The following is a 13,911-nucleotide window of genomic DNA, read 5'->3' as shown; positions in this document are numbered from 1 at the left end:
ACCGTTCTTCACTCCCTAGACCATTTATTTCATTGTAAAGGAACTTAGATTAAAGGCGCTATCCCTTTCTCGACCCAAGTATCGTAATTCGGACCGTAAACATCAGGTATTCGAAGTCCGGCCTGGCGCATGAGAACGGTCATCTGTCCGCGATGATGCGCTTGGTGCATGATCGTATAACGAAGGGAACCTCCGTTCTGCCAAGCTTCCTCGTGAATCATGACCGACTCGCGCAAAGATTCGTCACTCCACTGCGTTCGAACCGCATCCAGCAAATTCTTGCTGATCCGCCGATACTCCGAAGCTATAAATGCAGCAGAATCCGGAGCCTCTTCGCCTCTCGAGGGACCTTCGAACGTGAGCCCCAAAGCTGTCATGTAGTGCGGCGATTGAACCAGATGCCAGGCAATTTGTCCAAGCGTTCGTCGGCCTTCGATAACCTCCTGTCCAAGAGAATCATGCGTAAGTGCATCCAGTAAGGTAGCGGTTAATTCCGCCTCGCTAGTCCATTCCGCAGCAAAGTCTTCAATTCTTATAAACATTTTCTATTCCTCCAGTCCATTATTGGCTTACACACGACAAGCATACAAAAAAAACACTGACAGTTACGGTCAGTGTTTTTGACTCAACACGAATTTTTTTTTGAAGTAACTGATATACAACAGTTTGCCATGTCCATATCCGTCTCTACCATCCTCGCTAATAACTTGTCTTTATTAACGTTACGGTTCAGCTTACCGAGTCTATCGGCGAAAATTTACGGAAAATCCAGCTCGACATCGATGACACGGAATATCTCCCTACTCCGCACCGGATACCGGGCATCCAGCTCTTCCCACTGCCGCTTCGGTAAAATCAAAAATTCGTGCGTATCCGAAAAATATGAGGCCTCAAACAGCCGGATTTCGTATTTGTCCCGGATCAGCTCCTGAAAGCCGCGAATCGTGATGTAGCGATCATCTCCGCTAAAGGTAAGCGCAATCGAATGCAGTTGTCCATTGTAGGTAACATCCAGTCCTTTGTCCGTAGACATCACCTCAACCGTTTCATCTGGAAGCCGTTTACCGAATAACCGGACGATCTCCTCGTCCTCCTCTCTCCAATCTACAATGACGCTGTACGCAAAAGCAAATTGCTCAAGCTGTTGCTCATCTCCTTCGAGTAGCAATGTCAGCTCGCTGTCGCTTGGCATTCTCATCCCTGTATCCTCCTTGTGTGATCAGGCCCAAACCAGATGCTCTACAACTTGGTAGAATCTTATTTTTGCATAATCAATCTCTGATACTCCATAGGATGAAAAAAATAACTTGACCCACTGCTCGCCGAAGTTTCTGACAATGCTCTTCTCCGCTACTGCCAAATCGTAATAACGGTCCGCGATCCCGCAATTCCCCAGATCAATAAATCCACTTATAGAATCATCAGCAATGATGATGTTTGGCAGGCTGTAGTCACCGTGTGTGAATACTAAATCTTCTTTGAGTTCCCGAGCATAATTGTTGACTTCAAGCAGCAACTTTTCAACATTATCCTCACCAAATCTTCTGTGCAGCTCCGCTGGATCAAATTTAATCCCTCTACTCAACTTATAATGAATAGTGCTCATTAGCTGTTCAAATGAATAATCAAAAGGACAATCTTCAATTGACACTTCATGAATTCTCCGAAGACCTTGTGCCAATATAGAGACCATTTCTTCAGTATTTGAAGCAAATTGCTTGTTGGAAGCTTCGACGCCTGGCAATTCAAGTGTTAATAAATACTCATAATTCCCGATCACACCGAAATCAATAACCTCCGGAACAGGTAACTTATTGTATAACCACAATAACCTTTGGGCTTGTCTTTCTAAAGATTCAGCATGGCCTGCCACCTGGATTTTCAAATATTTATTTACTCCACTTTTACCCTGAATATAATAAGTCTTCGCTGTATTCATCCAAATCAATGAAGCCACGTCATCTCCAACTAACTCAAGGAATTCAAAGGGTACTGCATCTTTTTCTCCAAAACTCATAATTTCCACCTCTATCGCTCAATCAATATCGTTTCAAAATACATAGCATAGTCCTGCAAACTTAGGCAAGCATTGCAGGGTATTTCAATGATATCTGCTGTATCCTTTAATACTGTTCCACAATTGTGGGCGACAGCACAATCAAATGGATTTCTTCAAAAGCCGATAGACATGTCTTAAGAAAATCCAAAGTGCCAGTGTGTATATTCCGATCACGAAGTACTTGGAGGATATTAAAGCATTTGGAGACAAAGCTCATCCGGGTTTATCCGGCAGTAAGCTTATGAACCAGGTCTCGTATCTCTGTACTTAGTCTTGGGTTGGCCGGATAGACGGCTTCAATGAACTCTAGAATGCATAGGGCCGACCCGGGTACACGATCATATCCCTGCAGCATACCGCCAAGCTTGTCGGCAAAACTGGGATACCGCTTCTCTAAACGGCGCTCATTTCCGAAGGGATCAGGGAAGTAATCCACCTCCGGCTCCAGCAGATGAAGCACTGACAAAATCCGGTCGATCGCATGGCCCTGAATAAACCGTGCCGCAGACAGGCGCTCTCCCCTGGCATAACGGCCCAGCCCCACGTACAGATTGGTTAACGCTTCGTTCAGCGGAAAGTCTAAGGAATCACACTTTTGACTCGGCAGCGCTCTGCGCGGTTTGGCTATAGCCGTATTGCTGTACAGCGGAGCCTTCCACACCACCCGGCCCTCCGTATAAGACACATCGGCCAGCTCTCGCTCCTCAAATATCGCATATTCGCCGTAAATTCCATCCTCAAACAAGATTTTGCAGCCCATATCAGAGTTTTTAAAAGCATAGGCCAATGGATACGTCTCCTCCAGCCAATCCAGACGGTCAATATACCTCTTCTTCTGCCCTGCTTCAACAATAACAAAAAAATCCAAATCTGAATACTCATCCATCCGCTCCAGCTCCACCCCCACCGACCCCACACCCAGCAGCAGAAGCGCCCCGCCCTTACGTCCGAGCGTCCCCCCAATCTCATCCAGTCTTTGTAAAAGTAACTCTGTCCGCAGCATGCTAATACTCCTCCCTATATCGGAATGCAAAAAAGGCCCAACCCACACTTCTCAGCGAGGTTGAACCCTAAGGTTGCATTGCCTTTGATATTCTAGAGTAAAAATAGCATTGGTTGGGGCTGGGTGTCAAGTGGCATTACGTATCGCGAAATGCCCCCGGTTTTAGGTCTCTAAATCGCTGTGATCGAAACAGGAACTGTAGAGTTGCTGGTTGTCTCATCTGTTGTTCTGAACAAGCATACTGTTAAAAAGCCAGCGAAAGTTCCATCTGAAATACTGGGGCAGATGCCAATCCTCATACCCTTTGAATATCCCTTGTTCCAGCCAGTAAGACTCTGATTGCCCGCTTTTTACAGCTCCAGCAACATAAGCGATCATTTTCTCCAAAAAGTGTATGACATCTGTGATTCGATCTGAATTAGATACATCTCCGTGTCCAGGAACAACAGTATCGATCTTGAGATCTTGTTGCATGCGTTTAAGGATGCGTATCCAGGCGTACGGATTACCGTAGGGGATGACCGGAATGGTCTTAGCCGATACCAAATCACCTGCAATCAAGGTTCGCTCCTCTGGAACGTACACCACGGCATCACTTAAAGAATGGCCGCCTCCGTAAGACAACACTTCGATGGTTCGCTTTGTTCCCCGAATCACGAGTTTATCGTCAAAGGTTATCGCGGGGATCACCCTGCGAAGGGAAGGGATCGTATCATACAGCGCTCGCTGCACGGAAAGATCATAGTCGATTTCAGTGAGCATATGAGGATCTATTTCCTGTGAACGCATGTGATTTAGGCTAGTTATTAACTTGCGAATGTTTTGTTGCATGGCATCAATATTTACTTCCCCCAGATCAGCAAGCAAATCTCTTGTCCACACAGTAGATATCAATTCGCTGCTCATAAATTCCTGATTGCCGTTGACATGATCTCCATGGAAATGTGTATTCACTACGTATTTGACCGGTTTGTTCGTTAATTGTTCGGCAGTATGACGTAATAAAGCACCAGAATGCGGCAGGTTGGTTGTATCCACAACTACGGTTAAATCCCCAAGATCAATAATTGCTGCATTCCCCAGAGAGCCGCTGCCGGGAACCGAAATAGCTCCCCAGATCCCCTCCGATGCTTGTTGAATCGTGAAATATTCGTTGTTCATTGTGACACCCCTTTAGTGTTTGTTCCTGTATTCGATTGAGTAACGTTAACTTACAAGTTAGAGTCAACTGGAAGTCAAGAGTTTATTCAGCTAACTAAAGGCTGTATAATATCTTTCAATATCAGCTTTTATAAAGGAGGAACAGAAATCGGATGCTCACCATCAGTCAAGTGTCAGAACAAACAGGACTAACTCCGTATACCATTCGTTATTATGAGAAAATCGGCGTACTACATGAACCCATGCGTAGCAGTGGAGGGGCACGTGTCTACCAGGAAAGCGAGGTCTCCTACATTCAATGTCTAAATAAACTAAAAAAATTGGGTTTATCGCTTGAGGAGATTACGGAATTTACTCGTGAGGGCTGTGTCATGGATAAGATTCAACAGGGAGAGAAGCCTTCTACCTATAGTCCTACTTTAAAAAAGCGAATTGAAATCCTTGAGCAGCATCTGATGGAACTGGAATCCAAGCGACAAGAAATTGATTACATGATCTCTCTCGCCGCAGAGAAACTTACCCTATACCAAGAACTTACGAAAGAAGACATAGTGAATACTAGATAATCGCCAATACAAATAAACCCGCAGAAGCCCGTTTACGCATCGTTCCGACCGGAGTGTCACTACCCTGCTCCTATCTTCGATATGCTGTAAATATAGGCTCCTGCGAGCTTGTCATCGAATGACCGTCTTTTAACCTGCCTACACAATCTCTTTATTAAAATGTCCTCTCGTATCCGTCTCCTGATTGAAGACCGCGTGATTCATTGAGCCATTTAATTTGCCTGCGGCCATATGAATGACGTTTACTACCTGCTCTTTCGATTCAACGGTGAAGTTTAACCGGAGCGCCTCGATTCCTGTGATGTTCGGCAGCTCATCTAGCAGATTAAGCGTCTTCCCATTAAGAATAGTCGCTGTACAATCCTCATGGGAAAGGATAGGGAACGTTCCCTGCTCATCTTTTAACTCATAGCTCTTCGTTCTGCAAACTCTGCATTGATTCATTTTTCTCATCGGACAATATTTGGTGAACATCAACGGAGCCTTGCCATACACAATCATTTCCAGCGCAGGATAGCCGTCATTTTCCTTATAATAGGCATTCATCAAATCTTCAATTTGGCTCTTATTCATTTCATAAGATAAAGTGACCCGTTTCGCACCTAATTTATATAGTTCATAGCAGCTAGTAGCATTAATAACATTTAGAGAATAGTCCGTAACGAACGGATTCGTTCCTCGGTAGTGATGAATTCCGCCATATCCTCCGATCAGCAGCTGCCCTTCTTGTTCCTGATAATCATTCTGATTTCTTCTAACCACATTGTCAAAATAGATCTCCTTAATTCCACAGCTCACGCAAGCATCATACTGTTCCTTAGTCGTTACAGAAGCCGTGAGGTAGGGCTGTACAGGGGCAAAGCTTATTTTTTCTTTTGCAGACGCAGTCTTGGTTCTTCTCTGCTGGCTGTTAAGCTTTAAGTCATATAAGCCCAGGACAATATCTCTTCTTGCGGCATTTAAAAGTTTGGCTGGAATAAACGCATTGCCTTCCTCATAATCGACTTGATGAAGCTCGAATATTGTATCATTTAATCTGGAGAATTGCTTGATGACCTGGTCTTTGGTTGTTGGATTAGTGATGGCTTCGCCTAGTATTTCCTCGCTTTCATAGGAATAGTTAAAGCCTAACCCCTCCGCCTCTATGACAAGCTTTGAACCTGGATATGCATATACACTAATATCTAGTTTGAACCGTTTAAATTCTTTTTCCAGGGATGCTTCCAGTTCTTTGTGGTATAAATAATCCTTCGTTTTATAGACTATATCTCCCGCAGACATCTTTTCTTTGACTTTAATATAGCAGACATGATCTGCTGTGTTGATTAAGTCACCTTCTTTATTGTACAGTTTGGCAACCGTCAGATTAACATCTTCATTGTCATGATTTATCCGGATGGTATCGTTTTGATTTAAAGTACGGGTAAGTGTGATTTCATACCTGTCCTTCTCAACCCTGCTGATGGTTCCAATCTCATAACCAAAGTGATTAGGTCTTGCGATGTTTGTAATATTCCTCCGGTCCTCGTGGAACAAATATCCTTTAGTAAAGGTGCGATTGAATGTTTTTTTCAGATTTTCTTTATCTGCTTCGGTGATTTTATGATCTAAGGCCATGCGATATTTGGATACCACATTAGCCACATACGTAGGCACTTTCATTCGGCCTTCTATTTTTAAAGAATCGATTTCTTTTAGATCCTGGACATAATCGATTGTGTTCAAGTCCTTAGTGGATAAAATATAGCTTGTCCCTAAAGATGTATCTGTTGTCTTATCTATCAGATCGTATTCCTTACGGCAGGAACCCACACATCTTCCGCGATTTGCGCACCGAAAGCCGCTTAATCCTGACATTAGACAATTTCCTGAATAAGATACACATAACGCACCGTGAACGAAAATTTCTAAAGGAATGTCGGCTACTCTTTTGATCTCTTTGACGGTTTCAACCTTAACCTCACGGGAGAGAACCACTCTTTTCGCACCAAGCTCTTTGAATAATAAAGTTCCGTCTACATCGTCTATTCCCATCTGAGTGGAACAATGTGCTTCCATATCCTGAAAGTTTTTAACGATATAATCGAAAGCCGTCAGGTCCTGTACGATGATGCCATCCACACCGATTTCATTTAATTCGCGGATCTGCTCTTTCATCTCTTCCACTTCGTTTTCGAACACGATGGTATTCATGGCAACATAGATTTTAACATCCCTCAGGTGCGCATACGTAACCGCCTCTTTTAACGTTTCCAAGTCAAAATTAGAGGAGTACGCGCGTGCACCAAATTTTTGCATGCCTAAGTACACTGCATCACAACCATTAGATATTGCAGCTTTTAGAGCTTCCATACTTCCTGCCGGCGCTAATAATTCAGTCATAAATGATCCTTACCTCCTGCTTCTTTAACCGCTCAAACTTAGCACCATTGATCATAAAATAAGAACTACACCTTAAGCTACGGCAAATAGCACAAGCCAATGGTTTGCAGCTTGTTACGGATATATGGTGCGGAATCGGGATGGCCATATGATCGCTCTCTACAATAGTTACGGTGTAGGATAAATCTCAGTAAACTTCGCTTTTTTCAACTTCTCCATGAGTGTATCTACGGCCTTCATTACCTCTTCTGGCTGATGGTGCGGAATCATATGCGCCGCTGTGGGCAGTACCTTAAGCTCAGCATGAGGTAGTGCGCGGTTAAGCTTAAAGCTACATAAGGCATAGACCTCGTCCTCGTAATCCGCCGGAACGGGCTCCGGCGCAAAGGTGGCCTTCATTATGCTCCGCACCATGATTTTGCCCACCAAGGGGAGCAAAATGTTCATCATCCCATGTCCCACAACAGGCATCATCACCAACCGGGAGAGGAGATCTCCCTTTTCAGCCGGATACCCTTCCTTATACATCCCGCCCGCCACCGTGACCACCCCTGCCACTTGATTGGGATATAAGGACGCATACGTCAACACCAATAGTGCGCAGTAACATCACCAACGCGATGATAACGATCATTGTCCTCACGCATAGTCCTGCAAACTTAGGCAAGCATTGCAGGGTATTTTTAAGATGGTTGCTGTATCCCAAGTAAATCATATATTCTCTTGCTTTAATGCATCAATAATATTCTCCTTTTTTATTTTAGCTCCGGAATAAACAACCGCAGAGCTGACAATGACAAATACACACACAATGACAGACAGAATGCTCATCCAGGGCAGGGTGAACCCATAGCTGAATTTGTTCGCAAATGCTTTATAGATCAGAACCATCACGGCGAAACTGACAGGAAGCCCATACAAGAGCGACTTGACCCCATAATAAACACTCTCATAGTTCAGCATTTTGGCAAACCCCTTTGGCGTCGCGCCTACGGATTTCAGCATCGCAAATTCCCGTTTGCGAAGAGCCAGCCCTGTTGAGATCGTATTAAAGATGTTCGCAACGGAAATCACAGAGATTAATACGATAAATCCGTAAGAAAAGACGTTCATCAGCAGAATCTGTTGTTCTTCTCTTATTCTGAATTGATATGCATTGTAGACATTCAGATGGGTCTCGTTCATCGCTTCAATTTCCTGCTGCGTTTTCACCGGTTCCGTGCTCTTCAAATGGAGGTACATCGGAGCGTTAGCCAGCTCCTCGCCGTCTGCCAGCCGCTTCATGACGCGTTCCGACACGATCATATTTAACCCGCCTACGCCTAACGGGCTCATCCCCATCGGTGCCTTATCCGTCAATGCGGCAATTATCACTTGATTTGTCTTCGCTTCTTCCCCGCTCGCTTTAAAAAAACTCGTTAGCTCGATAGGTTGTCCGATATTCGCATATATGGACTTCGTCTGAATATATTTCCCCGTATCTATATCTTTGTAATGAATCGTATCCATCACGATTGCGGCGGGATGATCCAGATCCGTAAGCTGTTCGTAATCTGCGTGAGCCGCTCTGGCATAGGCTTGCAGGCTCGAATCATTCAGTGCATAGAGCTTAATTTCGTAAGGGTATTTCCCGTCTTGCAGCATACTCCTATCCTGCTTAACCTTCTCCTGCAATTCGTCGGCGATGCTTGCTGCATCGACCCAAGCGTTCCTGACTAACTCATGACTGACGCTGTATTCCGTGACGCCATCCAGAGATACAAGCGATTGCATCAACCGGTCATCTAGTCTTTCGCCATTACTGGACGACACTTCAATATCGTAATCGATGCCTTGCAGCGACAATGCCAGAGATTGTGTCAGGCCAGCCGTGAAAAACGATATCGTCAAAAACAAAACGATGCTGATGACAAGCGAAAAAAGAATAACATGATGTCTTCGTTTGTTCCTTTTTAAGTTTTTCAGCCCGATTTCGGCTTCGATTCCGAAGAGCTTACGAATGATCTCGGGCGTCTTCACTGCTTTGCCCGTAAGCTTTACGTCAGTGGTTTGGCGAATCGCGTCCATGGGAGATACCCTGGATGCTTTAACCGCCGGGAGATACGCCGAAACGAAAATCGTCAGCATCGAAACAAGACAAGTCATCAAGAGCAATAACGGCGTGACGATCAGCCTCAGCTTTTCACTGGTCCATAATGCCCCTTCAATCATTGTGTTCATGAACGAGAAGGTGATTCCGATGCCGGCAAGACCGCATAAGATGCCAATAGGAATGCTGATCAAACCAATGACGATCCCTTCAAAGAATACGGAATTTCGCTTCTGCCTTTTCGTCGCCCCCACGCTCGCGAGCATCCCTAAATAGCGGGAACGTTCCGAGACGGATATCGCAAAGGCGTTATAGATGAGTCCAACCGAGCCAATGATGATGGTCCCCATAAGGATTGCCGATAATGAGAACATCATGCTGGATGAGGCTCCGCTGCTGGACAAGCCATAATAATGAAGCAAATCGTTATTATATTGGACAGTGTGAATTTGGTTTGTCTCAGCCAGCTTCTCCGCATGTGCGAACAAGAACGGATTGACCTGCTTCAAGACCACCGACGCATCGACCCGATCCTCTCCCCCGATGATTTGATCATCGACATAGCTAATGATCGTATAAGCCGGGGCCCAAGCCGTTTCCGACACCGGACGTTTAATGAAACCTACCACCGTATAATCCCTAATTACGCTATGCTGTAATGTCTCGGTCAATGTGCCGTCTTTCCTGCGCAGCGGTGCCGTCTGATCCAGGGGATGATCGCCCCCTTGTTCGAATCGGTCGCCGACGTGAAGCGTTAGACGGTCACCGATTTCGTACTTCACTTTGCCATTTGTTGCAACAGACTCGGAGATCACAACCTCCTTGTCCGTGTGCGGAAGACGTCCCTTGCTTATTTCAATCTGAAATTGTGTGAACCCTTGCACATCATATTCCTTAATGAACAAGTACGGCTTATTGGAATTTTGTCCCCCTTCTAATGGGGCATACCCAAGGTCTCTTGTGATGGCAACCGTCTTGGTTGCATCATCGCCCTGTATCGCTGCAAGCTGTTTCTTGGTTATATCCTGATACTGAACATGCCACTCCCCTGTATCTGTGATCGTTTGTCTGATCATTAAATCTGCAAAGGAAAAAATAAGCGTAATGACAGCGGTCATCATGGATACCGAAATAATTACGCCAAAAATAGTCACAAGTGTTCGTCTCTTGTTCTGCTTCAGATGCCGGATGGTTAATGTGTTGACAATATTCATCGCCTGATCACCTCGTTTTTGGCAATCCTCCCATCTTCAATCGAAATGATTCTGTCGGCTTGCAGGGCAATCCGTTCGTCATGCGTGATTACGATCAGTGTCTGATGATACGTCTTATTCAGCATTTTCAATAAAACGATGATCTCGCTGCTATTCCTGCTGTCCAGATTTCCGGTGGGTTCGTCGGCCAGCATGATCGCAGGATTGCCGATGATCGCCCTGCCAATCGAGACACGCTGCTGCTGTCCACCGGATAGCTGATTCGGCAGATGGTTTAACCGATGCTGCAAATTCAGCGTATTCACAAGATCAGCCAATTGCTTTTGATCTACCTTTTGTTGATCCAGCAAGAGGGGCAGCGTAATATTCTCTTCCACCGTCAGGACGGGAATCAGATTGAAAAACTGGTAGATCAGCCCGATTTGCCTGCGTCTGAAGATAGCCAGCTGCGTTTCGTCCAAGGTATACATATCCGTATCCTGAACATACACTTTCCCGCCAGTCGGTCGATCCACACCGCCCAGCATATGAAGGAGTGTCGATTTCCCCGATCCGGAAGGTCCGATAATTGCGACGAATTCACCTTTTTGGACCGAAAAGGAAACATCATCAAGTGCCTTCACCGCCGATTCGCCCGTGCCGTATATTTTGGACAAATTTTCAATGGTTAAAATCTCCATTCCTATCCCTCCTTCCCCAGATGCTCAATTCCAGGAATACACCATCTCTCTATATCCAACATCCCACAGGGTTTCATTCCCCTCAATGGTTATCTTAAGCTCATTAGCCCCGGTGAGATGAAGGATCCTATTATCCGGCTCATGGAGCTGATCTTTTGCAGATACAGACAGGAGCTCATTCCCGTCAACGGTAACCTTAAGGCTGCCCTGAAAATCCTTATGATCAGGAATTCCATAATTCAAGCTAAGATACAGCTCTCCCTTATTGCCTAGCGAATACGTATAGGTTTCCGTCTTTTTACCTTCGGTGCCATACACATTATAATTGGGTGTCACGTCTTGACCGCCAATCTTAAGACTGTCCTGTTTGATTCCCGTTAATCGATTTCCGGTGCTATCTTTCCAGTCGTTGATCGCTACAAAAGGGGCCAACTCTTTGGTGAACACTTGATCAACTACTCCGAAGACCCCCCACACGCCGAGCATTAATACAGCACTGGCAATTCCCGTAGCAGTGATATTTCTCCAGTAGTTTTTTGTACGGAAGCCAATCTTGTAGCCCCCGAATCCAATAGCAGCGCCCACTGAGTTCGTTATGACGTCGTTCATGTCAAAGCTGCCGAGGAATGTTAGGGCCTGGATGGTCTCCACCACAAGAATGGACAGGATAAACCCTGTCATGAAGCGAACAAAGCTGGTGCGGTATAACAACGGAAACAGTATGCCAAAAGGTATGAAGGCTGCAATATTTCCAATACCCACCAAGTCCATCAGTGTCGGATGCAGGAGATCGGAAAGACCCGGCACCCTAAAAAAGTCGTCCGGCAAAAAAATAAAGGTGTACTGACTGGTTTGATCTACAGTATCCGCTCTGCCGAAAGCAAAAAACATAAAATAAAGAATAATCAGGGTGTAGCCTATCGTGATAAAAAAAGTAATCTTGCGCTGCTGCTTCATTTGCATTTGCATGGTTGTACCTCCATCGTTCATCTGATGAATATCATTTTATCTGTCTAAAATGACTTTACAGTGACTTTGGAGGTGACAGTTCAGTCACTTACGGAGTGCTGTTAAATGACATGCTTATAAAATTTGATCCGAAACTCTGTACCGGTCCCGCTGTCGCTCGTTACATCAATCACGCCATTCTGGCTTGCAATGATGCTGTGGGCCATCGCAAGCCCTATACCGATGCTTCCTTCATTAGCATTCTTTCCTTTATAAAAACGTTTGAATATATAAGGCAAATCCTCTTTCGGAATGCCCCCTCCGTTGTCAGCAATAACGATTTCCGTAAATAGCACGTTGTCGGAAAATGTGATGGTAATCGCACCGCCCTCAGGTGTATGCTCCACTCCATTCTTCAAAATATTGATAACCGCTTCAGCAGTCCAATGGAAATCGCCGTCAAAAGAGACGTTATCATCCCCTATGATGGAAACGGTCTGGCCCTTAATATCCATCGGAATCATAACCGGCTCCAGTGCCTTTTGGATTAGGGTTTTCATGTGTATTCGATCTTTTTTGAACGGGATAGTTCCCGCATCCATTTTCGCTAGCTTTAATAAGGATGAAACAAGCCAATCAATCCGTTCAAGCTGAATGCGAATATGATGGGTGAACTCCGTTCTTTTGAGTGGAGGCAGATCAGGGGCGCTTAACAGATCTGCCATGACTGTCATAGAGGTGATCGGTGTTTTGAGTTGATGTGAAATATCGGAGATGGCATCGGTCAGTTGAAGCTTATCCTGCTGCAATAGCGAACGATGCTCGGAGAGCATGCGTGTCACCTTGTAAATATCATTCTTTAAGATGCTAAGCTCCCCTTCTTGATTATCGCGAGGGTCAAGGGAGGCCTGGCCGCTGCTAATCTCCCGCAAATAGACGGACAGCTTCTCTAGCTCGTAATATCTCCGTTTTGTGAATAATACAGCGGTGCCGGTAAGCAGCACGGATACAATAATAACCAGGGCTGCGGCGGCAGACGAAATGAAAGCAGCAATGACGATCGCCGATAAGCTGATTGAGCCCATGACGAGCAATAACAATAGATTTTCCCGATTGCGCAGCATCTAATCACCAACCTTATAGCCTAAACCGCGTACCGTTTTGATCAGAGCCGGCTGCTCCGGATTATCCTCCAGCTTTTCCCTTAGCCTTTTGATATAGACCGTTAACGTGTTGTCATTCACGAAGTCGCCCGCCACGTCCCAGATTTGCTCCAAGAGCTGATTCCTGGTGAGGACCTGTCCAACATGGTTGCCAAAGATCAGCAATAAGCGGTATTCCAAGGCGGTTAGCGAAATTTCGTCACTGTTTTTATATACTTTGCCCTCCAGCGTATGGATGCGCACATTGTCAATGTCGATGACCGCTCCGGCGTGGGACAGCTTCTGGTATCTCCGCAAGACGGATTTGATCCTGGAGAGAAGCTCGCGAACCCGAAAAGGCTTGGTAATGTAATCATCGGCTCCCATATCGAGCCCCATCACGACATTGACCTCATCATCAATCACCGTTAAGAAAATGACCGGAATATCCCGCCGTTCCTTCACCATCTTACATAATTCATACCCAGTCCCGTCTGGAAGCTGTAAATCGAACAGACACAAAGTGAATTGATCGATGTCTTCGGCGAGCACCTTTCGGGCTGAAGCAGCATTTTGGCAGAGAACAGTCGAATAACCCTCTTGCTGCAGTGAATATTCCAGTCCCGACGCGATCGTCTTATCATCTTCAACTAATAATATTTTCATC

The 13,911-nt window shown here is 45.3% G+C and carries 13 protein-coding genes; 1 reads left to right on the top strand and 12 read right to left on the bottom strand.

Features of this window, described 5'->3' with window-relative positions; translation table 11 throughout:
• Positions 1-44: 44 nt before the first annotated feature.
• The 5 genes from MKY64_RS27845 to MKY64_RS27825 all read right to left on the bottom strand — a co-directional run bounded on the left by MKY64_RS27845 (position 45) and on the right by MKY64_RS27825 (position 4,223).
• Positions 45-542 carry a DinB family protein gene (locus tag MKY64_RS27845; protein ID WP_340957005.1) on the bottom strand — a complete coding sequence of 166 codons (498 nt, stop codon included), beginning with the start codon at positions 540-542 and terminating at the stop codon, positions 45-47.
• Between the two features lie 215 nt (positions 543-757).
• Positions 758-1,198 (bottom strand): hypothetical protein, encoded by a 441-nt coding sequence (locus tag MKY64_RS27840; protein WP_036723012.1) that lies wholly within the window; start codon positions 1,196-1,198, stop codon positions 758-760.
• Between the two features lie 21 nt (positions 1,199-1,219).
• Positions 1,220-2,017, bottom strand: a complete 798-nt coding sequence (locus MKY64_RS27835) for an APH(3') family aminoglycoside O-phosphotransferase (RefSeq protein WP_036723013.1) — start codon at positions 2,015-2,017, stop codon at positions 1,220-1,222.
• A gap of 265 nt (positions 2,018-2,282) precedes the next feature.
• Positions 2,283-3,062 (bottom strand): hypothetical protein, encoded by a 780-nt coding sequence (locus MKY64_RS27830; RefSeq protein ID WP_036723014.1) that lies wholly within the window; start codon positions 3,060-3,062, stop codon positions 2,283-2,285.
• Between the two features lie 216 nt (positions 3,063-3,278).
• On the bottom strand, positions 3,279-4,223 hold the full coding sequence (locus MKY64_RS27825) for an MBL fold metallo-hydrolase (protein ID WP_340957002.1): 945 nt from the start codon (positions 4,221-4,223) through the stop codon (positions 3,279-3,281).
• A gap of 152 nt (positions 4,224-4,375) precedes the next feature.
• Between MKY64_RS27825 and MKY64_RS27820 the strand changes: the two genes are divergently transcribed.
• A complete protein-coding gene (locus MKY64_RS27820; RefSeq protein WP_340957000.1) occupies positions 4,376-4,789 on the top strand; it encodes a MerR family transcriptional regulator in 414 nt (137 codons plus the stop codon).
• 138 nt (positions 4,790-4,927) lie between these two features.
• Here MKY64_RS27820 and MKY64_RS27815 read toward each other — a convergent pair whose 3' ends face one another.
• The 7 genes from MKY64_RS27815 to MKY64_RS27785 form a co-directional block, all read right to left on the bottom strand.
• Positions 4,928-7,171 carry a U32 family peptidase gene (locus tag MKY64_RS27815; RefSeq protein ID WP_340956997.1) on the bottom strand — a complete coding sequence of 748 codons (2,244 nt, stop codon included), beginning with the start codon at positions 7,169-7,171 and terminating at the stop codon, positions 4,928-4,930.
• 168 nt (positions 7,172-7,339) lie between these two features.
• Positions 7,340-7,711: an alpha/beta fold hydrolase gene (locus tag MKY64_RS27810; RefSeq protein WP_340956995.1), complete on the bottom strand. Its 372-nt coding sequence runs from the start codon at positions 7,709-7,711 to the stop codon at positions 7,340-7,342.
• 171 nt (positions 7,712-7,882) lie between these two features.
• Complete coding sequence (locus MKY64_RS27805) at positions 7,883-10,474, bottom strand: FtsX-like permease family protein (RefSeq protein ID WP_340956993.1); 2,592 nt, start codon at positions 10,472-10,474, stop codon at positions 7,883-7,885.
• Positions 10,471-11,154 carry an ABC transporter ATP-binding protein gene (locus MKY64_RS27800; RefSeq protein WP_036723022.1) on the bottom strand — a complete coding sequence of 228 codons (684 nt, stop codon included), beginning with the start codon at positions 11,152-11,154 and terminating at the stop codon, positions 10,471-10,473. The genes MKY64_RS27805 and MKY64_RS27800 overlap by 4 nt, the downstream gene beginning before the upstream one ends.
• A gap of 24 nt (positions 11,155-11,178) precedes the next feature.
• Positions 11,179-12,117 carry a VanZ family protein gene (locus MKY64_RS27795; RefSeq protein ID WP_340958185.1) on the bottom strand — a complete coding sequence of 313 codons (939 nt, stop codon included), beginning with the start codon at positions 12,115-12,117 and terminating at the stop codon, positions 11,179-11,181.
• Positions 12,118-12,224: 107 nt separating this feature from the next.
• Positions 12,225-13,226, bottom strand: a complete 1,002-nt coding sequence (locus tag MKY64_RS27790; protein WP_036723024.1) for a sensor histidine kinase — start codon at positions 13,224-13,226, stop codon at positions 12,225-12,227.
• The gene (locus MKY64_RS27785; RefSeq protein WP_340956991.1) at positions 13,227-13,910 is read right to left on the bottom strand and encodes a response regulator transcription factor; all 684 of its coding nucleotides are present in this window, start codon (positions 13,908-13,910) and stop codon (positions 13,227-13,229) included.
• Position 13,911 lies beyond the last annotated feature (1 nt).

It is taken from the genome of Paenibacillus sp. FSL R7-0210, from assembly GCF_038009085.1.
GTDB lineage: Bacteria > Bacillota > Bacilli > Paenibacillales > Paenibacillaceae > Paenibacillus_AQ > Paenibacillus_AQ silagei.
This window is presented reverse-complemented; position numbering and strand designations above follow the sequence as displayed.

What these genes read in the sequence shown, in the direction of transcription:
- MKY64_RS27845 (WP_340957005.1), bottom strand. Translation starts at nt 542, where the DNA reads ATGTTTATAAGAATTGAAGACTTTGCTGCGGAATGGACTAGCGAGGCG.
- MKY64_RS27840 (WP_036723012.1), bottom strand. Translation starts at nt 1,198, where the DNA reads ATGAGAATGCCAAGCGACAGCGAGCTGACATTGCTACTCGAAGGAGAT.
- MKY64_RS27835 (WP_036723013.1), bottom strand. Translation starts at nt 2,017, where the DNA reads ATGAGTTTTGGAGAAAAAGATGCAGTACCCTTTGAATTCCTTGAGTTA.
- MKY64_RS27830 (WP_036723014.1), bottom strand. Translation starts at nt 3,062, where the DNA reads ATGCTGCGGACAGAGTTACTTTTACAAAGACTGGATGAGATTGGGGGG.
- MKY64_RS27825 (WP_340957002.1), bottom strand. Translation starts at nt 4,223, where the DNA reads ATGAACAACGAATATTTCACGATTCAACAAGCATCGGAGGGGATCTGG.
- MKY64_RS27820 (WP_340957000.1), top strand. Translation starts at nt 4,376, where the DNA reads ATGCTCACCATCAGTCAAGTGTCAGAACAAACAGGACTAACTCCGTAT.
- MKY64_RS27815 (WP_340956997.1), bottom strand. Translation starts at nt 7,171, where the DNA reads ATGACTGAATTATTAGCGCCGGCAGGAAGTATGGAAGCTCTAAAAGCT.
- MKY64_RS27805 (WP_340956993.1), bottom strand. Translation starts at nt 10,474, where the DNA reads ATGAATATTGTCAACACATTAACCATCCGGCATCTGAAGCAGAACAAG.
- MKY64_RS27800 (WP_036723022.1), bottom strand. Translation starts at nt 11,154, where the DNA reads ATGGAGATTTTAACCATTGAAAATTTGTCCAAAATATACGGCACGGGC.
- MKY64_RS27795 (WP_340958185.1), bottom strand. Translation starts at nt 12,117, where the DNA reads ATGCAAATGAAGCAGCAGCGCAAGATTACTTTTTTTATCACGATAGGC.
- MKY64_RS27790 (WP_036723024.1), bottom strand. Translation starts at nt 13,226, where the DNA reads ATGCTGCGCAATCGGGAAAATCTATTGTTATTGCTCGTCATGGGCTCA.
- MKY64_RS27785 (WP_340956991.1), bottom strand. Translation starts at nt 13,910, where the DNA reads ATGAAAATATTATTAGTTGAAGATGATAAGACGATCGCGTCGGGACTG.